This window comes from Micromonospora sp. WMMA1998 (assembly GCF_027497375.1).
In the GTDB taxonomy this organism is placed as follows: domain Bacteria; phylum Actinomycetota; class Actinomycetes; order Mycobacteriales; family Micromonosporaceae; genus Micromonospora; species Micromonospora sediminicola.
Genome location: NZ_CP114911.1, coordinates 3,139,120 through 3,164,151 on the forward strand (window position 1 = coordinate 3,139,120; position 25,032 = coordinate 3,164,151).

Annotated in this window: 19 protein-coding genes; 8 read left to right on the top strand and 11 right to left on the bottom strand. The window is 74.9% G+C overall.

Features of this window, described 5'->3' with window-relative positions:
- The first annotated feature begins 17 nt into the window (after window positions 1–17).
- Genes O7600_RS13995 through O7600_RS14010 form a run of 4 tightly spaced genes read left to right on the top strand, consistent with a single transcriptional unit; the run spans window position 18 to window position 2,958 of the window.
- The gene (locus tag O7600_RS13995) at window positions 18–1,079 is read left to right on the top strand and encodes an ABC transporter substrate-binding protein (RefSeq protein WP_281593973.1); all 1,062 of its coding nucleotides are present in this window, start codon (window positions 18–20) and stop codon (window positions 1,077–1,079) included.
- On the top strand, window positions 1,076–1,855 hold the full coding sequence (locus O7600_RS14000; RefSeq protein WP_281593974.1) for an ABC transporter ATP-binding protein: 780 nt from the start codon (window positions 1,076–1,078) through the stop codon (window positions 1,853–1,855). Before O7600_RS13995 ends, O7600_RS14000 begins: the two co-directional genes overlap by 4 nt.
- Window positions 1,845–2,729 (top strand): ABC transporter permease subunit, encoded by an 885-nt coding sequence (locus O7600_RS14005; RefSeq protein WP_281593975.1) that lies wholly within the window; start codon window positions 1,845–1,847, stop codon window positions 2,727–2,729. Before O7600_RS14000 ends, O7600_RS14005 begins: the two co-directional genes overlap by 11 nt.
- Window positions 2,730–2,739: 10 nt before the next feature.
- Entirely contained in the window at window positions 2,740–2,958 is a 219-nt protein-coding gene (locus tag O7600_RS14010) for a hypothetical protein (RefSeq protein WP_281593976.1), read from the top strand.
- Window positions 2,959–3,099: 141 nt separating this feature from the next.
- On the opposite strand, the gene O7600_RS14015 is transcribed toward O7600_RS14010, so the two are convergent.
- From O7600_RS14015 to O7600_RS14045, 7 genes are all read right to left on the bottom strand, one after another.
- A complete protein-coding gene (locus tag O7600_RS14015; protein ID WP_172967924.1) occupies window positions 3,100–3,264 on the bottom strand; it encodes a hypothetical protein in 165 nt (54 codons plus the stop codon).
- Window positions 3,265–3,463: 199 nt separating this feature from the next.
- On the bottom strand, window positions 3,464–4,723 hold the full coding sequence (locus tag O7600_RS14020) for a DEAD/DEAH box helicase (RefSeq protein ID WP_281593977.1): 1,260 nt from the start codon (window positions 4,721–4,723) through the stop codon (window positions 3,464–3,466).
- Between the two features lie 213 nt (window positions 4,724–4,936).
- Window positions 4,937–5,140, bottom strand: a complete 204-nt coding sequence (locus O7600_RS14025; RefSeq protein WP_013288421.1) for a cold-shock protein — start codon at window positions 5,138–5,140, stop codon at window positions 4,937–4,939.
- Between the two features lie 229 nt (window positions 5,141–5,369).
- On the bottom strand, window positions 5,370–8,864 hold the full coding sequence (locus tag O7600_RS14030) for a UvrD-helicase domain-containing protein (protein WP_281593978.1): 3,495 nt from the start codon (window positions 8,862–8,864) through the stop codon (window positions 5,370–5,372).
- A gap of 34 nt (window positions 8,865–8,898) precedes the next feature.
- The gene (locus O7600_RS14035; RefSeq protein WP_281594159.1) at window positions 8,899–12,570 is read right to left on the bottom strand and encodes a PD-(D/E)XK nuclease family protein; all 3,672 of its coding nucleotides are present in this window, start codon (window positions 12,568–12,570) and stop codon (window positions 8,899–8,901) included.
- Window positions 12,571–13,090: 520 nt separating this feature from the next.
- The gene (locus tag O7600_RS14040) at window positions 13,091–13,636 is read right to left on the bottom strand and encodes a TIGR00730 family Rossman fold protein (protein ID WP_281593979.1); all 546 of its coding nucleotides are present in this window, start codon (window positions 13,634–13,636) and stop codon (window positions 13,091–13,093) included.
- 1 nt (window position 13,637) lies between these two features.
- Window positions 13,638–14,504 carry a TIGR00730 family Rossman fold protein gene (locus tag O7600_RS14045; protein ID WP_281593980.1) on the bottom strand — a complete coding sequence of 289 codons (867 nt, stop codon included), beginning with the start codon at window positions 14,502–14,504 and terminating at the stop codon, window positions 13,638–13,640.
- A gap of 156 nt (window positions 14,505–14,660) precedes the next feature.
- Between O7600_RS14045 and O7600_RS14050 the strand changes: the two genes are divergently transcribed.
- Window positions 14,661–14,822: a hypothetical protein gene (locus O7600_RS14050; protein WP_172967923.1), complete on the top strand. Its 162-nt coding sequence runs from the start codon at window positions 14,661–14,663 to the stop codon at window positions 14,820–14,822.
- Between the two features lie 44 nt (window positions 14,823–14,866).
- On the opposite strand, the gene dapE is transcribed toward O7600_RS14050, so the two are convergent.
- On the bottom strand, window positions 14,867–15,940 hold the full coding sequence (dapE, locus tag O7600_RS14055; RefSeq protein ID WP_098747223.1) for a succinyl-diaminopimelate desuccinylase: 1,074 nt from the start codon (window positions 15,938–15,940) through the stop codon (window positions 14,867–14,869).
- 103 nt (window positions 15,941–16,043) lie between these two features.
- Between dapE and dapD the strand changes: the two genes are divergently transcribed.
- The gene (gene dapD / locus O7600_RS14060; RefSeq protein WP_098747225.1) at window positions 16,044–17,003 is read left to right on the top strand and encodes a 2,3,4,5-tetrahydropyridine-2,6-dicarboxylate N-succinyltransferase; all 960 of its coding nucleotides are present in this window, start codon (window positions 16,044–16,046) and stop codon (window positions 17,001–17,003) included.
- A gap of 52 nt (window positions 17,004–17,055) precedes the next feature.
- Here dapD and O7600_RS14065 read toward each other — a convergent pair whose 3' ends face one another.
- Window positions 17,056–20,382 (bottom strand): S8 family serine peptidase, encoded by a 3,327-nt coding sequence (locus O7600_RS14065; protein WP_281593981.1) that lies wholly within the window; start codon window positions 20,380–20,382, stop codon window positions 17,056–17,058.
- 142 nt (window positions 20,383–20,524) lie between these two features.
- Between O7600_RS14065 and O7600_RS14070 the strand changes: the two genes are divergently transcribed.
- Window positions 20,525–21,091, top strand: a complete 567-nt coding sequence (locus O7600_RS14070) for a sugar O-acetyltransferase (protein ID WP_281593982.1) — start codon at window positions 20,525–20,527, stop codon at window positions 21,089–21,091.
- An 86-nt stretch (window positions 21,092–21,177) separates the two neighbouring features.
- Window positions 21,178–23,766: a hypothetical protein gene (locus O7600_RS14075; RefSeq protein WP_281593983.1), complete on the top strand. Its 2,589-nt coding sequence runs from the start codon at window positions 21,178–21,180 to the stop codon at window positions 23,764–23,766.
- Here O7600_RS14075 and O7600_RS14080 read toward each other — a convergent pair.
- Both O7600_RS14080 and O7600_RS14085 read right to left on the bottom strand, forming a co-directional pair.
- Window positions 23,743–24,390, bottom strand: a complete 648-nt coding sequence (locus O7600_RS14080) for a nucleoside/nucleotide kinase family protein (protein ID WP_281593984.1) — start codon at window positions 24,388–24,390, stop codon at window positions 23,743–23,745. The two genes, O7600_RS14075 and O7600_RS14080, sit on opposite strands and share 24 nt — an antisense overlap.
- Window positions 24,390–25,031, bottom strand: coding sequence for an SIMPL domain-containing protein (locus O7600_RS14085; RefSeq protein WP_281593985.1), 642 nt, complete (start codon window positions 25,029–25,031; stop codon window positions 24,390–24,392). Before O7600_RS14085 ends, O7600_RS14080 begins: the two co-directional genes overlap by 1 nt.
- Window position 25,032 lies beyond the last annotated feature (1 nt).

Sequence of the window (25,032 nt, forward strand, 5' to 3'; positions counted from 1 at the left end):
TGCGGATTGGACATGTGATGAGACGGCTCCCCCTGCGCCGCCTGGCCACCTTGGCCACCCTGGCCGTGGTCGGCGCGGCCACGCTCGGCGCCACCGCCGCCTGCGGCGACGACAGCGATGCCGCCGGCGACTCCGGCCCGGTGACGCTGCGCCTGGGCTACTTCCCCAACATCACCCACGCGCCCGCCGTGGTCGGCGTGGAGAAGGGGATCTTCAAGGAGAAGCTGGGCGGCGACGTCACGCTGGAGACGAAGACGTTCAACGCCGGCCCGGCGGCCATCGAGGCGGTCTTCTCCGGCGCGCTCGACGCCACGTACATCGGTCCGAACCCGACGGTGAACGCCTTCTCCAAGTCCAAGGGCGAGGCGGTCCGGGTGGTCTCCGGCGCCGCGTCCGGCGGCGTGGCGCTGGTGGTCAAGCCCGGCATCACCTCGGTGGAGCAGTTGCGCGGCAAGAAGATCGCCACCCCGCAGCTCGGCAACACCCAGGACGTCGCGCTGCGCTACTGGCTCAAGGAGAAGGGCCTGCAGACCACCAAGGAGGGCGGCGGCGACGTCAAGGTCGTCCCGCAGGAGAACGCGCAGACCGTCGAGACGTTCGGCAGCGGCGCCATCGACGGCGCCTGGGTGCCGGAGCCGTTCGCCTCCCGCCTGGTCAACGCCGGCGGCAAGGTGCTGGTCGACGAGCGCGACCTCTGGCCGGACAAGAAGTTCGTCATCACCAACCTGCTGGTCAGCACGAAGTTCCTCAAGGCGCACCCGGACGTGGTGAAGAAGCTGGTCGAGGGGCAGGTCGCGGCGAACGAGTTCGTCAACACCAAGCCGGACGAGGCGCAGCAGGCCATCTCTCAGCACATCGGCAAGATCACCGGTAAGCCGCTGGACGTGAAGCTGATCAAGCAGGCCTGGCCGACGCTGGAGTTCACCAACGACCCGATCGCGACCTCGCTGAAGACCGGCCTGGACCACGCCGTCGCGGTCGGGCTGACCCAGCCGGTCGACCTGAACGGCCTCTACGACCTGACGTACCTCAACGAGGTGCTCAAGGCGCAGGGCGAGCCCGAGGTCACCCAGCCGTGACGTCGACCACGACGACCCCGCGCGGCGCGACCGGCTCGGTCGCGCTGCGCGGCGTGACCAAGGTGTACGGCCAGGGCGAGCAGGCCGTCCTGGCGCTGGACGGGCTGTCGCTGGACGTGGCGCCGGGCGAGTTCGTCTGCCTGGTCGGCGCGTCCGGCTGCGGCAAGAGCACGCTGCTCAACCTGGTCGCCGGCCTGGACCGGATCAGCGGCGGCACGATCGAGCTGGGCGAGGGCGTCAACCCGGGCCTGATGTTCCAGGAGCCGGCGCTGTTCCCGTGGTCGACCGTCGAGGGCAACGTCGAGGTGCCGCTGAAGCTGCGCGGGCTCCCCCGCGACCAGCGCAGGGCGCGGGTGGCCGAGCTGCTGCGCACGGTCCACCTGTCCGACTTCGGCCGCAAGCGCCCGCACCAGCTCTCCGGCGGCATGCGGCAGCGGGTCGCGCTGGCCCGCACGCTCGCGCTGGACACCCCGGTGCTGCTGATGGACGAGCCGTTCGGCGCGCTCGACGCGATGACCCGGGACATCCTGCACGACGAGTTGGAGCGGATCTGGGGCGAGCGCAAGCTCACCGTCCTGTTCGTCACGCACAACGTGCGCGAGGCGGCCCGGCTCGCCGACCGGATCGTGCTGCTCTCCAGCCGGCCCGGCCGGATCATCTACTCCACCCGGGTCGACGTGCCACGGCCCCGGCGGATCGACTCGCCGGAGGTCTCGGCCATCGCCGCCGAGGTCACCGACCGGCTGCGCAAGGAGGTGGGCCGCCATGGCCGGTGACACCCTCGCCGCCTCGGCGCGTACCGACGCGGAGATCTCCGGTCTGGACGCGCTGGAGATCGCCGGCCGGGAGAAGGGCCCCTCCCGACTGCGTCGGCTCTGGTCGGCGGCCTGGCCCAAGTTCGCCGCGCTGGCCCTGGCGATCGCCATCTGGCAGGCCGTGGTCTGGAGCGGCTGGAAGGAGCCGTGGGCGCTGCCGGGCCCGGCGGTGGTCCTCGCCGACCTCGGTCACTACCTGGTCAGTTCGGCGCTCTGGGAGGGGCTGGCCACCACCGCCCGTCGGGCGGCCGTCGGGTTCGCCGCCGCGGTGGCCGTCGGTCTGCTGCTCGGTCTCGGCGTGGCCCGGGTCAGGGTGCTGCGCGCCGCGCTCGGTTCGATGATCACCGCGTTGCAGACCATGCCGTCGATCGCCTGGTTCCCGCTGGCCATCCTGCTGTTCCAGCTCAGCGAGCAGGCGATCTTCTTCGTGGTGGTGCTGGGCGCCGCGCCGTCGGTCGCCAACGGTGTCATCCACGGCGTGGACTACGTGCCGCCGCTGCTGGTCCGGGCCGGTCGCAACCTCGGTGCCCGGGGGCTCAACCTCTACCGGTACGTGATCGCGCCGGCCGCGCTGCCCGCCATCGTGGCCGGGCTCAAGCAGGGTTGGGCGTTCGCCTGGCGCAGCCTGATGGCCGGCGAGCTGCTGGTCGTCATCGCCACCCGCACCTCGATCGGCGCGCAGCTCACCTACGCCCGTGAGCTGAGCGAGGCGCCCCGGCTGATGGCCGTCATGATCGTCATCCTGGTGGTGGGCCTTCTGGTGGACACCGCGTTCGGCGCGGCCGACAAGGCGATCCGCCGCCGCTGGGGCGTGCTGGACCAGGCCGGCGCCTGAGGCGCCGGGGGTGGCGACTCCGGTGGCGGCGGAGCTGGTCAAGGCGGCGGAGATCAGCGTCGGTGACGTGCTCCGCGCGGTCGGGGGCACGCTCACCAGCGTTCGGGGCATGCCGGCCGACCGGACCGGCTACCACGGCGTGGCCACCGGCCTGCGGGGGCCCGGTGCCGGGGCCCCGCCCGGCTACTCACGCCCCGGGCGGTCGTGTCGGGACGCTCGTCTGTGGTGAGTGCCCCACAGACGAAGGCATCCCTCCGAGGCGATATACCGCTGAGGCATATTTATGCCTCAGCGGTATATCCGTTTCTACCGGACAGTCGCCGGAAGACGTCACACTGCGTGACATCCTCGATCCGGTCGACAGTGCGGATCACCCGGGGTTGAACGTGCGGGCCGCGCCACGGTCCTGGGGACCGTCCACGGCCGGGTGCCACGGGCCGAACGCGGCCACCACGGCCAGCGCCAGACCGGCGCCCGCGACCGCGAGCACCAGCAGCACCTCCCGGGCCCCGCCCGGACCGGCGTCACCCGCCATGGCCGCCCCTCCGCATCCGGCCGGTCCCCCCGGACCGCCCCTGGGACCCAGGATCGTCGCCCCGTCGCCGGCGGACAGTCGGCCACCCGACTGAACATCCGCTGATCCCCGACTCAGCGGGCAGCGCGGAGCGACCGGTCCGGGACGCCGGCGGACTACCGGTCGGCGACGCCGGGGAGGACCACCGGAAAACGGCCGGTCAGCGGCGACGCGGGCGGCGGCGCGGCCGGGTCGCCGGGGCGGGGTGCGCGGCGGCGGGCGGCGTGATGGTCACCGGCACGCCGGAGGGCTCCCGCGCCCCGGTCAGCCGGCCCAGCTCCGCGTCCCCGGCGCGTACCCGGGTGGTCTGCGGGTTGATCCCGGCGGTGCTCATCAGCCGGGCGACGTCCCGACGCTGCTCCGGCAGGACCAGGGTGACCACCGTGCCCGACTCCCCCGCGCGGGCGGTCCGGCCGCCCCGGTGCAGGTAGTCCTTCGCCTCGGTCGGCGGGTCGGCGTTGACCACCAGGTCCAGCCCGTCCACATGGATGCCCCGGGCGGCCACATCGGTGGCCACCAGCGCGGTGACCAGTCCGGTGCGGAACTGCTCCAGGATCCGGGTGCGCTGCGGCTGCGACTTGCCGCCGTGCAGCGCCGCCGCGCGTACGCCCTTGGAGAGCAACTGCCGGGCCACCCGGTCGGCGCGGTGCTTGGTGGCGATGAAGACGATGGTGCGGCCCTCGCGGGCGGCGATGTGCGCCAGCGCGGTCTGCTTGTCCTCCGCCTCCAGGTGCAGCACGTGGTGGGTCATCGCGGTCACCGTGGCGGTGCCCGGGTCGACCGAGTGCGTCACCGGATCGGTCAGGAAGCGCCGGACCAGCCGGTCCACGCCCCGGTCCAGGGTGGCCGAGAACAGCATCCGCTGCCCGCCCGGCGCGACCTGCTCCAGCAGCTTCGTCACCTGCGGCAGGAAGCCCATGTCGGCCATCTGGTCGGCCTCGTCCAGCACGGTGACGGCCACCTGGTCCAGCCGGGCGTCGCCCCGGTCGATCAGGTCGTGCAGCCGTCCGGGCGTGGCCACCAGCACCTCGGCGCCGGCGCGCAACGCGTCCGCCTGGCGGGTCAGGGACAGCCCGCCGACCACGGTGGCGCAGCGCAGCTTGAGCGCGCCCGCGTACGGGGTGAGCGCGGCGGTCACCTGCTGGGCCAGTTCCCGGGTGGGCACCAGCACCAGGGCGAGCGGGCGGCCGGGACGGGCCCGGTGACCGGCCGTGCGGTGCAGCAGCGGGAGGCCGAACGCCAGCGTCTTGCCGGAGCCGGTGCGACCGCGACCGAGCACGTCCCGGCCGGCCAGCGAGTCGGGCAGCGTGGCGGACTGGATCGGGAACGGCGCGGTGATGCCCTGCCGGGTCAGCTCGGCGACGAGCGCCGGGGCCAGGCCGGTGTCGGCGAAAGTGGGCGCAGTGGTGCTCACGGACATGCGAAAAGCCTTCCTCGAGGCGGCACGTGTCGAGGAAGGGCGCCGGGAGCCGGCGCGTCACCGGCGTCACCGGTGGTCACAAGCACGAACCGAAAAGGGTACGGGCCGGCCCGCCTCGGCGCGCCACGTCCCGCGTACGGGAGGGCGGCGCGGCGGGCCGGCCCGTGCACCACGCCCGACGGGGCGCGGTGGTGGTGCCGGTTGATCCGAAGATCAGAGCGGACGGATGTTCTCCGCCTGCGGGCCCTTCTGGCCCTGGGTCACCTCGAACTCGACCCGCTGGTTCTCGTCCAGGCTCCGGTAGCCGGAGGTCTGGATCGCCGAGAAGTGGGCGAAGACGTCGGCGCCGCCGTCGTCCGGGGTGATGAAGCCGAAGCCCTTGTCAGCGTTGAACCACTTGACGGTGCCAATTGCCATGTGTTTCGTCTCCTTGACGGAACGGTCGGCCCGCACGTGTTGCGGGCCGGAGAGGAGCCCACCGCGCGATGGTCGCACGGCGTGCCTGTCGCTGCTGGTCGCCCCGCCCGGAGAACTCCGGACACAACAAAGAGCGCCTGGGGCCACAATCCGCCAGGCGCACACAGAGTCTCTGGAAACCAAAACTGCAACCCGGACAACGTATCACGGATCTCGGCCGCTGGGGAGATCACCGGGAAAATTCCGGGACGTCGGCGACCAGCGCGGTCAGGCCCGCGGCGTCGAGCAGATCGGTCGGGCGGACCGTGGCGGAGTCCCGGACGTAGTGGAAGGCGGCGCCGACCCGGTCGACCGGCACCCCGGCCAGTTCGGCCCAGGCCAGCCGGTAGACCGCCAGTTGCACCGCCGCGGCGTCCGCCTCCCGGCCGACGGGCTGCCGGCCGGTCTTCCAGTCGACCACGTCGTAGCGCCCGCCCGGGCGGGCGAAGACGGCGTCCATCCGACCCCGGACCACCACACCGGCGATCACCGTGGCGAACGGCACCTCGACCTCCAGCGGCACCCGCTCGGCCCACTCGCTGGCCAGGAAGCGCTCCTGCAGCTCGGCGAGCGCCTCGTCCGGGGCGGCGTCGTCGTCGGCCGCGCCGGGCAGCTCGTCGACGTCCAGCAGGCGGTCGGCGCCGAAGCGCTGCTCCAGCCAGGCGTGGAAGGCGGTGCCACGCCGGGCGTACGGGTTGGGTTCGCTCGGCATCGGCCGGCGCAGCGTACGGGCCAGCGCCTCCGGGTCGCGACGCAACGCCACCAGCTGGGTCACCGAGAGCTGGGCGGGCAGCTCGACCTCGACCGCCTCGGCCCGGCGGGCCAGCTCGGCCCGCTCGGCGAGCAGCAGGTCGGCCTCGCGTCGCCAGCGGGCCACCTCCGGATCGTCACCCGCCGGGGCGGGCAGGCCGGACGCCGGGGCGGGCGGGGCGGACGCCGGGGCGGGCAGGCCGGACGCCGGGGCGGGCGGGGCCGCCGGTTCCCGCGGGGCCACCGGGGTGGCGACCGGACCGACCGTGGCCAGCGCTGCCGCCTCGCGGCGGGCCGCCTCCGGGTCGGCGAGGTGACGGCGGACCAGCGCCGCCGCGTCGGTGAGCGCCGGCCGCCGGGCGCCGAGCGGGTCCGCCGGCCACTCGGCGCGCAGCACCGTCTCCGTGGTCGGGTTGACCGCGTCCCCGGCCGGCTCCGGCGCCCAGGCGTCGACCACGTGCCCGTCGACCCCGGCCAGGCCGACGTCGTAGATCTCGCGGAGGAACACCGACGGGCCACGGAACCGCTTCGTCCCCTCACCCCACCAGTAGCCGGAACAGAGCAGCAGCCGGCGGGGCCGGGTCACCGCCACGTACGCCAGCCGGCGCTCCTCCCGCTCGTCGTGCGCCCGCCAGGCGTCGGTGAAGTCGGTCACCGCCCGGGCCACGCCGCGCTGGTCCGCCGCATCCGGCAGGCCCAGCTCGGGCAGCCCGTCCGCGTCGCCGCGCAGCGGGAAGGGCAGCACGCCGAGGCCGCCCAGCCAGTGGTCGGAGTTGCGCACCGGCCCCGGCCACACCCCCCGGGTCAGCCCGGCGACCGCCACCACGTCCCACTCCAGGCCCTTCGCCGCGTGCGCGGTGAGCACCTGCACGGCGCCCGCCACCACCTCGACCTCGCCCGGCGCCAGCCCGCGCTCCTCGTCCTCGGCGGCGGTCAGGTAGGCGAGGAAACCGGCGAGCGTCGCGCCGGGCGTCTCACCGCTGAACCGGGCCGCGACGTCGCCCAGCGCGTCCAGGTGGGCCCGGGCCAGCCCGGCGTCGCCGGCGCCGTCCCGGCCGGCCCGGACCGCCACCTCGACGTCCAGCCCGATCGTGCGCTCGATGTCCGCGATCAGCTCCGGCAGCGACTGGTCCAGCCGGTAGCGCAGCAGCGCCAGCTCCATCCCGTACGACCGCAGCCGGGCGAAGCCCTCCGCCGAGTACGCCTGCGCGGGCCCCAGGTCGGCCAGCGCCTCGACCAGCGTCGCCTCGTCCAGCGCGTCCACGGTGATCTCCGGCCCGTCGTCGCCGGTCAACTCCCGGCGACTCCGGGCGATCGCGCGGGCCCGCCGGTGCAGGGCCACCAGGTCACGCGGGCCGATCCGCCAGCGCGCGCCGGTGAGCAGGCGCAGCAGCGCCGCCCCGTCGGTCGGGTCGGCGAGCACCCGCAGGGTGCAGACCACGTCCCGTACCTCCGGGGTGTCCAGCAGCCCACCCAGGCCGACCACGTCGACCGGCAGCCCGCGGGCCCGCAGCGCCGCCTCGATCGCCGGGATCTGGCTGCGCAGCCGCACCAGCACCGCCGTGGTCGGCCGGCGGTCGGCCGGGATGTGTTCCGGCAGCGCGCCCGGCATCGCGGCCGCGCCCCGCCAGGCCGCCAACACGCTGTCCGCGATCCAGTCGGCCTCGTCGGCGTACGTCTCCAGGAGCGCGCAGTGCACGGTGCCGGCGGCCTGCCCGCCCGGCGTGCGGTGCGGGATCGGGTCGCGGACGCTGAGCGCGGCGTGCAGCTCCGGCACCCGCGCGCCGGCGGCCCGCAACGGCACCGAGAGCGCGTTGGCGACCGCGAGGATCTCCGGCCGGTTGCGCCAGCTCGTGGTGAGGCCGAGCACGGCGGCGGGCGTGCCGTCGGCGCGGGCGAACTCGCCGGGGAACCGGTCGAGCGTGCCGGCGCTGGCCCCGCGCCAGCCGTAGATGGACTGGCAGGGGTCGCCCACCGCGGTCACCGGGTGGCCGCCGCCGAACAGCGCGTTGAGCAGCACCACCTGGGCGTGGCTGGTGTCCTGGTACTCGTCGAGCAGCACCACCCGGAACCGGTCCCGCTCGATCACGCCGACGCCGGGGTGGTCGCGGGCCACCCGGGCCGCCCGGGCCAGCTGGTCGGCGAAGTCCATCGCCTCGAAGTCGTCCTTGCGCCGGGCGTACGCGCGCACCAGCGGCAACAGCTTCAGCCGGGTCTGCTGGAGCTGGAGCGCCTTGCGCACGTCGGCGTAGACCCGCCCGGGACGCGACTGCACCTCGGCGAAGAACCGGCCGGTCCAGGCCGCCAGCTCGTCCGGGTCGACCAGGTGCTCGTCCAGCTCGCCGGCGAGGGCGAGCACCGCGTCGGTGATGGTGGACGGCATCCGGTCCACCTCGGACATGTCGCCGTCGTAGTTGCGCACCAGCAGGTCGACCAGCTGCCAGCGGGACGCCTCGGTGAGCAGCCGGGTGGTCGGCTCGTACCCGGCCCGCAGCCCGTGCTCGGTGACGATCCGCCCGGCGTACGAGTGGTAGGTGGAGACGGTCGGCTCGCCCGCGAGCGGGTCGTCCTGCGGGTCCCGCCCCTGCCGGCCCAGCCGGCGGACGAGCTGGTCGAGCCGGGTCCGCACCCGGTGCGCCAGCTCGCCGGCCGCCTTGCGGGTGAAGGTGAGCCCGAGGATGTGCTCGGGGCGGACGTAGGAGTTGGCGACCAGCCAGACCACCCGGGCGGCCATCGTCTCGGTCTTGCCCGAACCGGCGCCGGCGACCACCAGCAGCGGTTCCACCGGCGCCGCGATGATCGCCGCCTGCTCGCGGGTGGGCGCCGGCAGCCGGAGCAGCCGGGCCAGCTCGACCGGGGTGTACCGCGGGCCGGCGTCGGCGGCCCGGGGCGCGGGGGTGCCGGCGGCGCCGAACAGCGCCGGCTGGATCGTCATGGTCCGGTCCTCGTTCGCGACCTCGGGGCTGCGCTCACGGCTGGCTCTCCGGTGGGGGTTCGACCACCTGGCGGCCCTGGCCGGAGACCGGGCAGCTGGTGCGTACCGGGCAGACCCGGCACTTGGAGTTGGCCACCGCGGCGAATGTCGACGCGGCCATCGTGTCGGCGGTGCGGCGGACCAACGCGGTCGCCCAACCGGCCTCGGGTCCTTCGCCGGCCGCGGCCTGGGCCTGCTCCTTGGCGTCCCGGGCGCCGGTGCCGAGCTGCACCAGCGCGGCTCCGCCGGACTCCCCGCCGAACTCCGCGAACCCGCCCGCCTCCACGGCCGCCTGGTATGCCCCGAGCTGCGGATGCTCGGCGACCTCCCGCTCGGTGACCGCCGTCGACTTGCCGGTCTTCAGGTCGATCACCACGAGCCGCCCCTCGGCGTCGACCTCCAGCCGGTCGACCCGGCCGGTCAGCTCGACCGGGCGGGACGGGTCGTCGAGGCGGACCGCGAACTCGTGCTCGATGGCGAGCAGCCGGCGCGGGTTGCCGGCCAGCCAGCGCAGCAACTTGTCGACCATCGCCTCGGCGCGCTGTCGCTCCGGCCCGGCCATCCACCGGGCGGCCAGCTCGATCGCGTCGAACCGGGCGGCCACGTACTCCAGCAGCGCCTCCCGGTCGACGCTGGCGTCCTCGGCCAGCATCGCGGCGGCGTGGACCAGGTTGCCGACGCCCTGCGCGGCGCTGGCCGGCCCGCTGCCGCCGTGCCGCTCCAACAGCCAGCGCAGGCTGCACCGCAACGCGCTCTCCATGGCCGACGGCGTCACCCGCACCGGCTCGCCCTCGTCGACCAGCGGCCGGTCGTCGGAGAGCCCGCGCAGCCCCCACCAGTCCTCCGGGTGCGCGCCGGGCACCCCGGCGGCGGCCAACCGGGCCAGCTCGCCCGCCGCCGCGTGCCGCCGGGTGGTCGGCGCCCCCGGGTCGGTGACCGCGGTACGCAGCTCCGCCACCAACGCGGACAGGGTGAGCCCGCGCGGCGGCAACGTCACCGGGAGCACGCCGGGCGTCGCGTCCTGCGGCTGCTCGTCGCCGTGCGGCACCGGCCCGTCCGGCTGCTGTCCCGGGCCACGGGTGCCGCTTGCGCCCGCCGGGCCGCCACCGTTCGGCGTCGCGGCGTCAGGTCGCTCGCCGTCCGGGCCGTCGCCGTTCCGCACGGCGGCACCTGGTCGCCCGCCCGCCGGGCCCGCGGCGTTCGGGCCGTCGCCGTTGGGGCCGCCGCCGTGGGGGCTCGGCGAGGTGGTGCCGCCCGCGCCGGTGGCGGGCGGGTCGGTCGCGGCCAGCTCGTGCAGGAACCGGCTGGGCTGCTCCTCGTGGTCGTCGCCGCCGACCGCCGCGGAGGCGACCGCGGTGACCAGGAGCCGGCGCCGGGCCCGGCTGACCGCGACGTGGAACAGCCGCCGCTCCTCGTCCAGCAACGCCGACGTCTGCCCGACCAGGCTGGCCCGCAGGCCGGCCCCGTCGGCGCGGCCGGCGAGCACGTCGACCAGACGCTCCGAGCCGAGCAGGCTGCCGCGCAGCCGCAGGTCCGGCCAGACGCCCTCCTGCACCCCGGCGACGGCGACCAGGTCCCACTCCAGGCCCTTCGCGGCGTGCGCGGTGAGCAGGCGTACCGCCTCGCCCCGGTCGGCCGAGGCGGCCAGCGTGTCCGCCGGCAGCTCCTGCCCGAGCACGTGGTCGAGGAAGACCTCGGTGCGCGCGCCGGGCAGGCGGTCGGTGAACCGGGCCGCCGCGTCGAAGAGCACCAGCACCGCGTCCAGGTCGCGGTCGGCCGCCTCGGCCCGCCAGCGCTGGGCGGTCTCGTGCTCACCGGTGGCCGCCCGCCCCCGCGTGATCTGCCCGGCCCAGCGCTCGGCCAGCCCGCTCTCCCGCCACACCGCCCAGAGCACGTCCTCGGCGGTGGCGCCGGGGGTGCCGGCGGCCTCCCGGGCGGTCGCCAGCAGGTGGGCCACGGCCTGCGCGGGCGCCGCCCAGCGCCGCTCGATCGCGGCCAGCTCGGCCGGGTCGCGCAGCGCCTCCACCAGCAGCTCGCCCGAGGGACGGCGGTCGCCCCCGGCCAGCGCCAGCGCCCGCAACCCCTGGCGCAGCCGCCGCTCGGCCAACGGGTCCGCCCCGCCCAGCGGCGAGTGCAGCAACGCGACCGCCGCCTCCTCGTCCAGCCGGTCGGGTTCGAGCGCGCACCGCAGCAGGAGCAGCAGCGGGGCCACCGCCGGCTGGAGGTGCAGCGGCAGGTCCTCGCCGTGCACGACGGTGGGCACGCCGGCGGTGTGCAGGGCCCGGCGCAGCGACGGCAGTTGCCGGCCGGTCGACCGGACCAGCACCGCCATCCGCGACCAGGGCACGCCGTCGAGCAGGTGCGCCTCGCGCAACGCGTGGGCCAGCCAGGCCGACTCGCTGGTGGCCGAGCGGAACGTGCGTACCTCGACCGCGCCGGCCGGGGCGTCCGGGAGCGGGCGCAGCCGCCGGTGCGCCGCCGGGCCGCGCAGCCGGCGGGCCAGCCGGGCGGTGGCCGCCAGCAGCTCCGGCCCGGCCCGGTGGGAGGTGGTCAGCGTGACCTGGGCGGCCGGTGCGCCGGAGGCGGTCCGGAAGCGGTGCGGGAACGTGATGACCCCGGCCGGGTCCGCGCCCCGGAAGGCGTACGTGGACGAGTCGGGGTCGGCGAAGGCGACCAGGGGCGCGCCGCCGCCGGCCACCACGGCGAGCAGGTCGAGCTGGGCCGGGTCGGTGTCGGCCAGCTCGTCCACGTAGACGTGGGCCAGCCGGCGACGCTCGGCGGCGAGCAGCTCCGGGTCGTCGAGCAGCATCCCGGTGGCCGCCCGCACCAGCTCCGCCGGGTCGTACGCGACCGAGCCCCGGTTGCTCACGTCGCGCAGCGCGAGGACGGCGACGTACTCCCGCAGGAAGCGCGCGGCGGCCGGCCAGTCGGCGCGGCCCAGCTTCTCGCCCAGCCGGGCCAGCTCGACCGGGCCGACGCCGCGTTCCGCGGCCCGCATCAGCAGGTCGCGGAGCTGCTGGGCGAACGCCCGGGTCCGCAGCGCGGGGCGCAGGTCCTCCGGCCAGCCGACCGGGTCGTCGTCGTCCGGCTCCTCGCCGACCACGTCGAGCAGCTCCCGGATGATCAGGTCCTGCTCCGGGCCGGTGAGCAGCCGGGGCGAGGGTTCACCGCGCTCGGCGGCGGCCCGGCGGAGCAGCCCGAAGGCGTACGCCGGGAAGGTCCGGACCAGCGGCTCGCGCAGCACCTGGTGCCCGTCGCCGGCGATCCGCGCCTCGATCCGGTGGCGCAGCTCGGTGGCGGCGCGCCGACCGAACGTGAGCACCAGGACGCGTTCCGGATCGACGCCCTCGGCCACCCGCGCGGCCACCGCCTCGACCAGGGTGGCGGTCTTCCCGGTGCCGGGACCGCCCACGACCAGCATCGGCCCGTCGGTGTGCGCGACGACCTCGGCCTGCACCGGATCGACCCGCCGGCGGCCGCCTCCGGCCGAACCCGTCTCGGCCCCGGTCCCGGTCCCGGGGTGTGCGGCATCGCCCGTCGACCCCCCGGATCGCGGCTGCGTCACGGCCGGCCCGTCGGACCGGCTCACCCCCTGCCCCGCCCCGGCGTCGTGGGTGACCCCCGCCCCCGCGTCGCCGGGCCGGCGCACCAACCGGTACGCCTGCATCACCCGACATCCCACCACGCCGGTACGACACCCGGAAACCGACGCCACCCCACGCGCCGCAGCTCACCCGGGTATCGGGAACGGTTGGCACACGGGCCGGCAGTGGGCCCGGCGCGCCCCGGGCGCCGGTCGCCCGCACCCCGAATAGTCCCTCGAACCCCGTGCGAAGCCCGCCCGCAGCGGAATCCCGACCCCACCGGCGGGCCCGCAGACACCCATGACGTTCCACCCGGGCCGCCCGCACGCCGTGAGTGGAACGGTATGGGTGTCAAACGGGACCGCAGACACCCATGACGTTCCACCGGCCCGCTTCGGTGGGGGTGAGTGGAACGGTATGGGTGTCAACGGGGGACGGCCCGGGAGCGGACAGGACCGCCGAGGACGGCGCGGCGTGGGCGGGGCAGTGGCACGCGCCGAGGACGAGGCGGGACGGGCACGAGCCCGGGACGGCGTAGAGCAGGCCGGCGCGAGCCGGGGACGGCGCCGGGCACGCACACCCACGACGGCGCGGGGAGGGCGGCTAGGTGAGGCGGGCGTCGATCAGGTCGAGGGCGGCGGGCACGCTGTCCGCGACCATCAGCAGGTCCATGCCGGCCGGCTTGAGGAAGTGGCGGTCGGCCAGCGAACCCAGCCAGTCGAGCAGCGGCCGGTAGAACCCGTCGGCGTCGACCAGCACCATCGGCTTCGTGTGCAGGGCGAGGGTGGCGGTGGTCCAGACCTCGAACAGCTCGTCGAGCGTGCCCAGGCCGCCGGGGAGCGTGACGAACGCGTCCGACTTGTCGACCATCAGCGTCTTGCGGCTGGCCATGCCGTCGGTGACCAGCAGCTCGTCGGCGGCCAGGTCGGCGACCTCCAGGTCGACCAGGGACTGCGGGATGACGCCGACCGTGCGACCGCCGGCGGCGCGCGCGCCGTCCGTCACGGCGCCCATCATGCCGACGCAGCCGCCGCCGCTGACCAGCGTGTGGCCGCGCCGGGCCAGCTCCGCGCCGGTCTCGGTGGCCAGCGCCAGCCAGCGGTCGTCGAGGGTACGGGAGGACGCGCAGAACACGCAGACGTTGGCCATGTCAGGGCTGCCCCGCCGGACCCTCGGGGGCGGCGTCGGCGGCGGCGCGCTGGTCGGCGGCCACCCGGGCCACGGCCTCCTCGCGGACCGCCTCCTGCTCGGCCGAGAGCACCGCCTCGGCCTCGACGATGTGGCGGACCGCCTCGTTGACGTCGTCGGTGACGCAGATCAGGTCCAGGTCGCTCGGGCCGATCTTGCCCTCGGCGGCCATGCTGTCGCGCAGCCAGTCGAGCAGGCCGCGCCAGTAGTCGGCTCCCATCAGCACGACCGGGAACCGGGTCACCTTGCCGGTCTGCACCAGGGTCAGCGCCTCGAACAGCTCGTCCATCGTGCCGAAGCCGCCGGGCAGCACCACGAACGCCTGGGCGTACTTGACGAACATGGTCTTGCGGGCGAAGAAGTAGCGGAAGTCGATGGCCAGGTCGACCCAGTCGTTGAGGCCCTGCTCGAACGGCAGCTCGATGCCGAGCCCGACGGAGAGACCGCCCGCCTCGCCGGCGCCCCGGTTGGCGGCCTCCATCACGCCCGGACCGCCGCCGGTGATCACCGCGTAGCCGGCCCGGGCCAGCGCACCGCCCAGCTCCTCGGCCAGCCGGCACTCCGGGCTGTCCGGCTTGCTCCGCGCCGAGCCGAAAACGCTGACCGCGGGCGGCAGGTCGGCGAGGGTGTCGAACCCCTCGACGAACTCGGACAGGATCCGCAGCGCCCGCCAGGCGTCCTTGGTCTTCCAGTCGCTGCGCCCCCGGGAGTCGAGCAGCCGCTGGTCCGCGGTGCTGGTCGGGATGGCCCGGTTGCGCAACGTGACCGCTCCCCGGTGCCGCTCCCCTCGCGACCCCCGCTCAGCCGGCCTCCCGCTGCTCTCGCTCATGGGGCCACCGTAGTGGAGCGCCGGCGGCGCGGCGCGGAGGCCGACGAGCCCGAGAAATTCTTTGCGATCACGGGCAACTAATTCGGTCGCCCGTACGTCTTACTATTCACATACCCGGTATGCCCGGGCGACGCGCCTTCGGGGGAGGAGCCAGCGTTGATCAGCAACAGCGAGATGATCCGGATCCGCCGGCAGATGCAGCGACGGATCCGGGACGTGGTGGCCGAGCGCCGCCGCACCCGGATGATGGAGGCCCACCGCTCCGATCTCGCCGGTGACGCCGGCGAGGCGGACGCGCCGCTGACCACGACCGTCTGACGGTCCGGGGCCCGCGCCGACGCGCGGGCCCCGGATCGCGTACGTCAGGCCGGGGCGAGCCAGCGGTGCAGGGTGGCCGCGCCGTCCCGGATCTTGGTCAGCTCGACGTGCTCGTCCTTGTGGTGGGCCAGGTTCGGGTCGCCGGGGCCGAAGTTCAGCGCCGGGATGCCCATGGCCGCGAAGCGGGCCACGTCCGTCCAGCCCAGCTTGCCGATCGGCGCGGCGCCGACCGCCGCCAGGAACTCCTGCGCCGCCGGGCTCTCCAGCCCCGGGGCGGCCCCGGCCGCCGCGTCGGTGACCGCCAGGTCGAAGCCGACGAAGACCTCGCGCAGGTGCGCCTCGGCCGCCGCCGGGTCGCGGTCCGGCGCGTACCGGTAGTTGATCTCGATCTCGCAGTGGTCGGGGATCACGTTGCCGGCCACGCCACCGGTGATCCGCACCGCGTTGAGGCCCTCGCGGTAGTCGCAGCCCTCGATGGTCACCCGGCGCCCCTCGTACGCGGTCAGCCGGCGCAGCACCTCCCCGGCGCCGTGGATGGCGTTCACCCCGTGCCAGGACCGTGCCGCGTGGGCCCGCTCGCCGTGCGTGGTGACGATCGCCCGCATCGTGCCCTGGCAGCCCGCCTCGACGATGCCGTACGTGGGCTCCAGCAGCACCGCGAAGTCGGCCTGCAGCCACTCGGGGTGGGTCTGCCCGACCAGGGTGAGGCCGTTGTAGCGCGACTCGATCTCCTCGGCCTCGTAGAAGAAGTAGGTGACGTCGTAGCGCGGGTCGGGCAGCGTCACCGCCAGGTGCAGCGCGAACGCCACCCCGGACTTCATGTCGGAGGTGCCGCAGCCGTACATCAGGTCGCCGCGCATGGTCGACGGGAAGTTGCCGTTGAGCGGGACGGTGTCCAGGTGGCCGGCGAGCACCACGCGCTGGGCCCGGCCCAGGTCGGTGCGGGCCATCACGGTGTTCGAGTGCCGGTAGGTGGTCAGGTGCGGTACGCCCCGCAGCACCTCCTCGACGCAGTCGGCGATCGCCTTCTCGTTGAGGGAGACCGACTCGATGTCGACCAGGGCACGGGTGAGCGCCACCGGATCGGCCAGGACCTCGGGGGTCAACGGGTTCTGCATGTCTCGCACGGTACCGTCATCCTCGGTGGGCGCGAGGCGCACGTTCCGCGCCCGCGGCCGCGAGCAGCGGCGGACGCCGCCGCCTTGACGAGAGGGTGACATCGTGACGTCCGCACCATCCGCGTGGGGCATCGGCCTGGCCACCGTGACCGCCGACGACCAGGTGCTCGACACCTGGTACCCGACCGGCAAGCTGGGTCTCGGCGAGCTCCCGCTGGTGCCCGGGGAGGACCAGGCCGACGTGCTCGACCTGCCTCCGGGCGCCATCGGCGAGCGGGCGCTCCCCGGGTTGCGCACGGTCGAGGTGACCACGGTGATCGGCTCGCTGGACGACCCGATCAAGGACGCCGCCGACGCGTACCTGCGGTTGCACCTGCTCTCCCACCGCCTGGTGCGGCCCAACGAGCTGAACCTCGACGGCATCTTCGGCAAGCTGGCCAACGTGGCCTGGACCTCGGCGGGGCCGTGCCCGCCGGAGCGGGTGGACGAGCTGCGCGTGATCGAGCGGGCCGCCGGCCGCCACCTGGCCGTCCACGGGGTCGACAAGTTCCCCCGGATGACCGACTACGTGGTGCCCGCCGGGGTGCGGATCGCCGACGCGGACCGGGTCCGGCTCGGCGCGCACCTGGCCGCCGGCACCACCGTCATGCACGAGGGCTTCGTCAACTTCAACGCCGGCACGCTGGGCACCTCGATGGTGGAGGGTCGGATCGTGCAGGGCGTGGTGGTCGGCGACGGCTCGGACATCGGCGGTGGCGCCTCGATCATGGGGACGCTCTCCGGCGGCGGCACGGAGAAGGTGCGCATCGGCGAGCGCAGCCTGGTCGGTGCGAACGCCGGTGTCGGCATCACGCTCGGCGACGACTGTGTGGTGGAGGCGGGTTGCTACATCACGGCCGCCTCGAAGATCACCCTGCCGGACGGGCGGGTGGTCAAGGCCCGCGAGCTGTCCGGCGTCGACGGGCTGCTGTTCTGGCGCAACTCGGTGACCGGTGCGCTGGAGGCGAAGCCGCGTACCGGCCGGGGCATCGAACTGAACGCCGCGCTGCACGCCAACGACTGAGGTTCGGAGTCCGGGTCCGCGACGGCACCGCCGCGGACCCGGACGGTCCGGCTCACCGCAGGCGGTACGCCTGGATGATCCGCTGGGTCACCGTGTTGCCGGCGTCGTCGCGGGCCGAGGCCCGTAGCGACACGTAGCCCGGCCCGGCCGGGTGCCGGACGGTGGCCGTCCAGCCGCCGCCCTGCTTCTTCAGGGCCGCCTTCCGCCAGGTCTTCCCACCGTCGTAGGAGACGTCGACGGTGAGCGCCGTGACCTTGCCCGACGGCGCGCCGGGCTGGCGCTGCACCGCCACCGGGACGGTGAACGTGCGGCCGGCCGGCGCGGTGCCGTCCACCGCGAGCGGCGGGGTGAACCGGACCGCCATGGCCGGCAGCCGCGCCGGCGCCTCACCCGGCACCCGCTTCGAGCGGAACGTCCAACTCGCCGACACCTCGGTGCTCAGGTCGGTGAAGGACCGCGTCGCGCTGGTCTCCACCCGGTAGTTCGCGGCGCCGGGCGGCACCTCGAAGTCGCCGTACCCGGGGTAGGGCGACTCGCCGACCAGCCTGCCGTTGCGGTAGAGCGCGGTCCGTTCGGTGTCGTTCAGCGACCCGCCGCCGTGCCCGGCCGCGTCGCTGTGCACCGGCAGCGAGACCACGATCGTGTCCCGGGTTCGGGTGATGCCCTGCTCGGGCCAGCGCGGCTGCGGGAACGACGGGCCGTACGGCGCGTTGTTCCAGTCCTCCCGGTAGGCGTGGCCGGCTCGGTAGCGCGTCGGCCCGGACTCCAGCACCGCCTGCGTCTCGAGCCAGCCGTCCGGGTCCCGCCGGCCGAGGTCCAGCTCGAAGTTCCAGCGGGTCCGGACCGTGCTGAGGTGCTCGATTCGCTTGCCCGGCACCTGGACGGGCACGACGATCGCCGAACCGCCCATGTTGTAGTCGGGCTCCGGGTAGACGATCCGTTCGTTCTCCAGACCCGCGTACCCGTTCGCGAACCGGCTGGTGACGTGGGCCAGGTCGGCCGCCCGGTAGTGCCGCGTGAACCCGGTCGGGAAGCGGCCGGGGAACAGGTCGCTCAACCCGTAGAAGTACGGGCTGCGCTCCGGCGCGGTCGGTTCGAGCCACTGGCTGGTCAGCGAGCCGACGAAGACCTTGTCGGACACGGCGCGGCCGAGCTGGGCCGAGTAGAGGCCGTCGAAGCGGTCGGTCCAGAGCCCGAAGCTGGCGTAGTAGTCGCCGAACCCCCACGCGGCGGTGAAGTCGATCAGCAGCGGGGCCGCGCCGCGTTGCGGCACGGTGGTGCGGACCGGCTTCGCCCGTCGGGCGTCGAGAACGAGCCGCTGGTCGCCGTGCACCACCAGTTCCGGCTGCGCCAGCATGGAGACTTCCGACCAGCCCTGGTCGCCGTCCACGAAGAGCAGGCTCTGCACCCCGTAACGGCCCTTGGGCACCCGGACCCTGGCCTCGCCGTCGGCGTCGTACACGTCCCGGTAGCTGCCGTCGTCGAGACCGAGCAGGCTGGTGTAGTGGTCGCCGGTCAGGGCGCCACCGCGGTTGCGGTGCGTGAGGGTCAGGTCGTAGCTCTCCACCTCGCGGTTCACCGCGAGCGGCGTCACCGCGACGGTGTCGCCGGACCGGGCGGTCAGCCGGCCGGTCCAGTAGCCGTCGACGCCGCCGAGCCGCGTGTCCACGACGACCGTGACCTGCCCGGCGCCGCCCGCCGGGACGGTGAGCCGGGAGGTGCTGAGGGTGATCATCCCGGCCGGCGCGGACCGGCCGCCGGGACCGGCGAACGTGGTGGCCAGGTCGAGGGTCAGCGGCGCCGGCCCGTCGTTGCGGTAGGTGACCGTCCGGCTGATCGGCTGGTCGTCGGTGTGCGGCCAGGCCGCGACGCCGAACGAGACCGAGGCCGGTTCGCTGGTCACCCGCTCGGTGATCGCGTGGGCCACGTCGACCCGGCCGGCGCCCTGCTGGTATGCGGTCTGGTCGGGGTGCGGCCGCGCCGAGGCCATCAGCGTCGCCTTGTAGCGGCCCGCCGTCCAGCCGGGGTGCTGCTGGGCGATCAGCGCCACCGCGCCGGCCACGTGCGGGGTCGCCATCGAGGTGCCGGAGAGGGAGACGTACCGGTCCCCCACCGGGTCGCCGATCTGCCCGTTGGCGGCCCGGGCGGCGACGATCTCCACGCCCGGCGCGGTGAGGTCCGGCTTGATCGCCCCGTCGCCCACCCGGGGGCCGCGGCTGGAGAAGTCGGCCAGGTCGTCGTTCCGGTCCACCGCGCCGACCGCGAGCGCCGCGTCGGCGCTGGCCGGCGAGCCGACCGAGCCGTCGACGCCGTCGTTGCCGGCGGCGGTGACGAAGAGCGTGCCGGTCTGCGCGGTGAGCGACTCGACCGCCTGCTCCAACGGGTCCACCTCCGGGCTGTCGGGGCCGCTCAGGCTCATGTTGACCACGGTGGCGTGCTGCTCGGCCGCGGCCCACTGCATACCGGCCAGGATCGCCGACTCGGTGCAGCCGAAGACCTCGCAGACCTTGCCGGAGAGCAGCGTCGCGTCCGGCGCCACACCCCGGTACTTCCCGCCGGAGGCGGCCCCGCTGCCGGCGATGGTCGAGGCGACGTGGGTGCCGTGGCCGACGATGTCGTCGGGATTCGCCTCCTCGCTGAAGTTGCGCGCCTCGGCGACCTTGCCGGCCAGGTCCGGGTGGGTGAGGTCGACGCCGGTGTCGAGCACGGCGACCTTGACGCCCTTGCCGGTCCATCCGGCGGCCCAGGCGGCCGGCGCGCCGATCTGCGGCACGCTGTGGTCCAGCGTCACCCGCCGTCGGCCGTCCAGCCAGATCCGGTCGACACCCCCCGCCGCGTCGAACCGCGCACCGGACCGGTCGGCGCCGACCGCGTCCCAGAGCGCGCGGGCGTCGCGCTTGGTCGCGACGACCGCGGCGCCGCCGATCGCCGGCAGGTCCCGGGTCACCCGGGTGCCGGCGAGCGGCGTCGTCGCCCGCCGGGCCACCCCCGGCCGGTACGACACCAGCAGCGGCACGGTGTCGCGGCGGGCGTCGTCGTATCCGGCCTCGATCAGCCCGGTGACGTCGAACAGGCGCTTGTCGAGCCGGCCGGACCGGACCAGCGGCAGCGCGTCCTGGGGCAGTACGGTGAGGCGGTCGCGGTCGCGTCCGACCAGGAACTGGAGGCCGCTACGGCCGGCGCCGGGGCGGACCGCGGCGCGACCGCCGGCCGCGACGGTGACCTGGTCGCCGGTGATCAGCGTGACGGTGACCGGGTGGCCGGGCGCCCGGGTCGGCGCGGGCGCGCCGGTCGGGGCGGCCTGTGCGGGTACGGGCAGACCGAACGTCAGCCCCAGGGCGAGGCCGAACGCGGCCAGTTTTCTGCGGTTCCGGAGCAACCTTCCTCCTCCGTCAGACGTTTCATCGATGGGGAATACATCGATGCGAGTTATCAGAATTGCATACCGGGTATGCAGCGGGAAGTCGCCAATCCGACCGAACCGGTACCGCACCGCCGGGCGGACCGGGCATGATCCACCGATGACCGCCATGAGGGACCGGATGCTCGCCGGCGAGCAGTACATCGCCGACGACCCCGCGATCATCGCCGACCTGGACCGCGCCGCACGACTCACCGAACGCTTCAACCGCAGCTCGGCGGAGGACCCCGAGGGCCGGCTCGCCGCGCTGCGCGACCTGCTCGGCACGCTGGGCGAGGACACCTGGGTGCGGCCGCCGTTCCACTGCGACTACGGCTTCCAGACCCACATCGGACCGCGCAGCTTCGTCAACTTCAACGCGGTCTTCCTCGACGTCGCCCGGATCACCATCGGCGCCGACGTCCAAATCGGACCGAACGTGCAACTGCTCACCGCCACCCACCCGGTGGAGCCGGAGGCCCGGCGGGCCAAGTGGGAAGCCGCCAAGCCCATCACCATCGGTGACAACGTCTGGCTCGGCGGCGGAGTGATCGTGCTCGCCGGGGTGACCATCGGCGACAACACGGTGGTGGGTGCCGGCGCGGTGGTGACCCGGGACCTGCCGGCGAACGTGGTGGCGTTCGGTAACCCTGCCCGTCCGGTCAGGACCCTCGGCGAGCCGGCCTGACCTGCAAAAACAAGCGTTCCAGCGGATGCGGATTCCGGAACGGGCATGCACCCTGGGTAGTGAGGAGTTCACTCCGGGGAGGCGCGATGGAACGGGTGCTGGAGCTGCGGGTGCACGGGGTGTCCAACACCCCGCCCGATCAGCTGCTCGGTCTCCATGGCACGCCAGGCGGTGACGGTCCGCAACCGGCACAGGTCGCCGGCGGGCCGGTGACCGGCTTCTACCGGTCGAGCGCGGCCCAGCGGGACGACCCGGTCACGGTCGAGGCGTACAGCTGGGGGCGGCTGACCTCCGGCGCGCGGACCCGGCGGGACGTCGAGCGGGCCCTGTGGACGCTCCTGCTGCCCTTCGCGCTGGCCAACGTCGCCCTGCACGCCCGCACCGGCATCCCGCCGGACCCGGACCAGGAGCGCTGGGGCAGCCGGTCCGGCATCACCGCCTGGCTCATCCGGCTGTTCTGCCTGAGCCTGACCTGCACCCTGGTGATCGCGGTGACCGGGGTCGGCGTCGACCTCATCGGCTGGCAGTGCGTCGGACGGGACTGCCTCGGCCAGCTCCCCGGGCCGTGGGAGTTCCTCGGCAACTCCTGGTGGCGCCAGGGCACCCGGGCGCTCGCCCTCGGCCTGCTGCTCCCGCTGCTCGTGGTCGGCGCGATCGGCCTGGTGGCCTGGCGCACCTACCAGTACGAGGCGCAGATGCCGGCCGAGCCCCGCCACCGCCAGATCGCGCCGGAGGACGGCGGTCAGCCGGTCGAGCGACCGGAACCGCCGGAAGTGCCGGAGAACCCGTTGCAGGACCCGACGTTCTGGAACGGGGAGGGCCAGCTGCGCCGGGCCGCGGTGCTGCACCTGTGCACCGGGGCGGTGGTGGCCGCCGCCGTGCCGGTGGCCGCCGTCATGATCATGGATCCGCCACGTGGCACGCGGGCCGTGATCGCCTGGTCGACGGTGACGCTGTTCGCCGCCGTGGTGGCGATCGCCGTGGTCGCGGTGGGTCGCCCCTGGCTCAGCCGGCGCCAGGGCGCGACTCCGCTCGGCCGGTGGAGCGCGGCGGTGGCCGGGCTCACCCTGCTGAGCCTGGTCGGCACGTTCGCCCTGCTGCTGCTCCCGGACGGTCCGGCCGGTCAGCCGCTGTCGACCTACCGACCGCCGATCGGGTGCGTCGCGCAACCCCACCTGGCCGGATGCCGCACCGACCGATCGTTGCCCGGGTACGACACCGCGGTCGCCTGGCTCGTCACCTACCAGGTGCTGTTGCTGGTGGCCATCGCCGCGGCGAACCGCTCCGGCCGGCGGGCGTTGCTCGGACCGGTGCTCGGCGCGGTACTACTGCCGCTCGGAACGACCTGGATCGAGCGCGGCCTACCGGGTCTTCCCCCCGCGCCGGACGGAGTGAACACCTGGATGCTCGTCGGCCCGGTGGTCGCGCTGGCCGTCGCCGGCCTGCTGTTGCCCCGCCTCCGGCCCGCCGTGCCCGCCCAGCCGCTCGGGGCGTACACCGATCTCGCCTGGCGCGGGTGCGCGCCGGCGGTCATCGCGGGCTTCGGCTGGATGATGGCCGTGGCGTACTGCGCCGGGCTGCTCTACTGGGTCAGCGACCGGCTCGACGGGCAGGCGGAGCCGAGCGGGCCAAGCCGGGTGGTGCCGCCGCTCGCCGTGTTCTGGGCCGGGCTGGCCTGCGTGATCGGCCTGCTCGCCCTGCTCGCGCTGCTGGTGCGGGTCGCGGTCCTGCTGCACCGCCTGCGCCGCGCCGAGTACGGCCGACTGACCGCCGCCGGCGGCCTCTCCGCCCACGACCTGCGTCGGTGCCGTGACGTCAGCACCTACCGGGCCCTGCACCGGCTCGTCGGCGAGCACGCCGTCCGGCTGGTCGGCTGCTACGCCACCGTCTCCGCGGCGCTTGTCACCCTCTGCTGCGCCGCGGCACTCTCCGGCCACCGGCCCAGCCCGCTCTCCCCGGCCGGCTGGCAGGCCGCGGTCCACTGGGCCGCCGAGCGGGGTGACGCGTTGCTCGGCTGGCTGCCGGTGATGGCGAGCGCGCTCGGGCTGCTGATCTACCGCACCGACTCGGTCCGCCGGTCCGTGGGCGTGATCTGGGACGTGTGCACGTTCTGGCCCCGGGGGGCGCACCCGCTCGCCCCGCCCAGCTACGCCGAGCGCGCCGTGCCGGAACTCCAGACCCGGGTGGCCGGGCTGCTGGCGCTGCCACCACACCATCCCGACCGGATGGACGGGGTGATCCTCTCCGGGCACAGCCAGGGCACCGTCATCTGCGCCGCGGTGCTGCTCCAACTGCCCCGCCGGTGGCGGCGACGGACCTGGTTCTTCTCCTACGGCTGCCAGCTGACCCGGCTCTACGGGCGGGTCTTCCCGGCCTACTTCGGGCCCGAGCGCCTGCGCACCCTGGCCCGGGCGCTCACCTGGCCCGGCGGGCATGTCGCCTGGACGAACTTCTGGCGGGACACCGACCCGCTCGGCTGGCCGGTCAGCGCCGGGCAGCGGGACGTGCCGGTGGCCGACCCGGAGGCGCTGCACCCCTCGGGCGGCGAGGTGGCCGACCCGCCGATCCGCAGCCACAGCGGATATCCGGAGGCGGTCGAGTTCGCCCGCGAGCGGGCCGTGGTGGCCCGGCTGCTGCGCCGGACCGTGCCGTCACCCCGGCAACGGCTCGGCTAGCCGGACCACCAGGTCGGCCTGCCCCGCCGTGCCGGCCACCAGCCGGGCGTTCTCCTCGTCGCTGCCGAGCGCCCAGGCGCGTGCCTGCTCCGGCGACTTCCCGTACGCCTCGTGCCGGGCGGTGAGCCGGCGCAGCCGCAACTCGGCGTCCAGGTCGAGGAACCACGCCTGGTGCAGCAGCGAACGCACCTCCTCCCACGGGTCGTCCCGCAGCAGCAGGTAGTTGCCCTCGGTGACCACCAGGCGCACCTCGGGCGGCACCTCGATCGCGCCGGCGACCGGCTCCTCCAGGTCGCGGCGGAACTCCGGCGCCCACACCGACGTCGGCTCCAGCCGCCGCAGCCGGCGCAGCATGGTGACGAACCCGTTGACGTCGAACGTGTCCGGCGCGCCCTTGCGCGCCGCGCGGCCGAGCCGGGCCAGCGCCGACCCGGCCAGGTGGAAGCCGTCCATCGGCACCAGTCGGGCGGTCGGGCCGACCTCGGCCACGATCCGTTGCGCCAGCGTGGACTTGCCCGCCCCGGGCGCGCCGGCGATGCCGAGCAGCTGCCGGGGGCCGTCCTCAGCCAGCGTTCGGGCGCGGGCGACCAGCTCGCGGAGCGGGAGCACCTGGGCCGGCGGCATCAGTCGAGCACCGGCTCGCTGATGGTGAACCGCGCCTCGACCGCCGCCTGCACCGGCTGCGGAGCCGGGTCCAGCTCCAGCTCCGGAGCGGAGTCGCCGGACCGGGCGAACGCGGCCTTCGCCAGCATCGGCGGCGCGGCGGTCAGACCGGTGTCGGCCAGCTCCCGTAGGGCGGTCACCCGGGCACCGAGCGCCTCCGCGTACTCCCGGGCTCGGACCAGCGCGTCGGCGATCGCGGCCTGCCGCGCCTCCCGGTAGGCCGGGCTGTCCGGCCGCAGGGACCACACCGGACCGGCCACCTCGACCTGCTCCTGGTCGGCCAGGCGCAGCATCAGCTCGCCCAGCGCGGTGAAGTCGGTGACCGTGACCGTGGTGCTCACGCTGCCCTGGTAGGCCACCACCCGCTCGCCGGAGCGCTTCGTCACCGGCCAGACCCGGACCTGGCCGGTCTCCCGCCGTTCCACGGTCGGCCCGGCGGCGTCGAGCAGCGCGCGCACCGCGGCGGCCCGTTCGGCGAGGCGGGTCAGCGTGGTCTCCCGGTCGCGGTCCCGCGCGACCGCGGTCACCGTGAACCGGGCCAGCTCGGGGGCCACCTCCCGGTACGCCTCGCCGCGTACCGCCACGACCGGTGCGTCCGCCATG

What these genes read in the sequence shown, in the direction of transcription:
- O7600_RS14020 (WP_281593977.1), bottom strand. Translation starts at nt 4,723, where the DNA reads ATGTCCGTGAGCACCACTGCGCCCACTTTCGCCGACACCGGCCTGGCC.
- O7600_RS14030 (WP_281593978.1), bottom strand. Translation starts at nt 8,864, where the DNA reads ATGACGATCCAGCCGGCGCTGTTCGGCGCCGCCGGCACCCCCGCGCCC.
- O7600_RS14015 (WP_172967924.1), bottom strand. Translation starts at nt 3,264, where the DNA reads ATGGCGGGTGACGCCGGTCCGGGCGGGGCCCGGGAGGTGCTGCTGGTG.
- O7600_RS14075 (WP_281593983.1), top strand. Translation starts at nt 21,178, where the DNA reads ATGGAACGGGTGCTGGAGCTGCGGGTGCACGGGGTGTCCAACACCCCG.
- O7600_RS14040 (WP_281593979.1), bottom strand. Translation starts at nt 13,636, where the DNA reads ATGGCCAACGTCTGCGTGTTCTGCGCGTCCTCCCGTACCCTCGACGAC.
- O7600_RS14070 (WP_281593982.1), top strand. Translation starts at nt 20,525, where the DNA reads ATGACCGCCATGAGGGACCGGATGCTCGCCGGCGAGCAGTACATCGCC.
- O7600_RS14085 (WP_281593985.1), bottom strand. Translation starts at nt 25,031, where the DNA reads ATGGCGGACGCACCGGTCGTGGCGGTACGCGGCGAGGCGTACCGGGAG.
- O7600_RS14080 (WP_281593984.1), bottom strand. Translation starts at nt 24,390, where the DNA reads ATGCCGCCGGCCCAGGTGCTCCCGCTCCGCGAGCTGGTCGCCCGCGCC.
- O7600_RS14035 (WP_281594159.1), bottom strand. Translation starts at nt 12,570, where the DNA reads ATGCAGGCGTACCGGTTGGTGCGCCGGCCCGGCGACGCGGGGGCGGGG.
- O7600_RS14045 (WP_281593980.1), bottom strand. Translation starts at nt 14,504, where the DNA reads ATGAGCGAGAGCAGCGGGAGGCCGGCTGAGCGGGGGTCGCGAGGGGAG.
- O7600_RS13995 (WP_281593973.1), top strand. Translation starts at nt 18, where the DNA reads ATGAGACGGCTCCCCCTGCGCCGCCTGGCCACCTTGGCCACCCTGGCC.
- dapE (WP_098747223.1), bottom strand. Translation starts at nt 15,940, where the DNA reads ATGCAGAACCCGTTGACCCCCGAGGTCCTGGCCGATCCGGTGGCGCTC.
- O7600_RS14005 (WP_281593975.1), top strand. Translation starts at nt 1,845, where the DNA reads ATGGCCGGTGACACCCTCGCCGCCTCGGCGCGTACCGACGCGGAGATC.
- O7600_RS14025 (WP_013288421.1), bottom strand. Translation starts at nt 5,140, where the DNA reads ATGGCAATTGGCACCGTCAAGTGGTTCAACGCTGACAAGGGCTTCGGC.